Source organism: Siminovitchia sediminis, assembly GCF_042680885.1.
Lineage (GTDB): Bacteria > Bacillota > Bacilli > Bacillales > Bacillaceae_C > Siminovitchia > Siminovitchia sediminis.
Genome location: NZ_JBHUEO010000086.1, coordinates 1 through 733 on the forward strand (window position 1 = coordinate 1; position 733 = coordinate 733).

The following is a 733-nucleotide window of genomic DNA, read 5'->3' on the forward strand; positions in this document are numbered from 1 at the left end:
AGTCGTAACAAGGTAGCCGTATCGGAAGGTGCGGCTGGATCACCTCCTTTCTAAAGAGTATATGATTGGCTTTAGGTCAATCCAAATAACATGACGTTTTCGTTTCGCTCAGTTTTGAGAGGTCAAGCCTCTTTTAGTATAGATCCAGATCCAAGTGGGGGCCTGTAGCTCAGCTGGTTAGAGCGCACGCCTGATAAGCGTGAGGTCGGTGGTTCAAGTCCACTCAGGCCCATCATCCCACATTTATTAAATATGGGATTTATTTGTTTTGCGGGGCCTTAGCTCAGCTGGGAGAGCGCCTGCTTTGCACGCAGGAGGTCAGCGGTTCGATCCCGCTAGGCTCCACCATCGTTCTTTGAAAACCAGATAAGTAAGAGAAGAAAACCGAGAATCGTTCACCTTATGGATGATCCGATATGGAGTACCATAAGAAGCGTTAAAAAACCTTTAGTTATAGGTTTGAGCAAAAAGAAGCAAGCAGTTCGAGGAAGCAACCGAGCGAACACCGGAGCGCACAACAGTGCGTGAGGATGTGAGTGAGGGCCGCTGACGAAGAAATGCGCCGCTTATTTTTGGTCAAAAGATTAAGTTACAAAGGGCGCACGGCGGATGCCTTGGCACTAGGAGCCGAAGAAGGACGGAACGAACACCGATATGCTCCGGGGAGCTGTAAGCAAGCATGGATCCGGAGATTTCCGAATGGGGGAACCCACCGCCAGTAATGGGGCGGTAT

At 49.8% G+C, this 733-nt stretch carries 2 tRNA genes and 2 rRNA genes; all 4 read left to right on the top strand.

From position 1 onward, the window contains the following. Positions 1-50, top strand: a 16S ribosomal RNA gene (locus tag ACFSCZ_RS17220); the annotation flags it as partial. Positions 51-158: 108 nt separating this feature from the next. Continuing rightward, positions 159-232, top strand: a tRNA-Ile gene (locus ACFSCZ_RS17225). A 40-nt stretch (positions 233-272) separates the two neighbouring features. Further along, positions 273-348: transfer RNA gene (locus tag ACFSCZ_RS17230), tRNA-Ala, on the top strand. Between the two features lie 234 nt (positions 349-582). Beyond that, a 23S ribosomal RNA gene (locus tag ACFSCZ_RS17235) occupies positions 583-733 on the top strand; the annotation flags it as partial.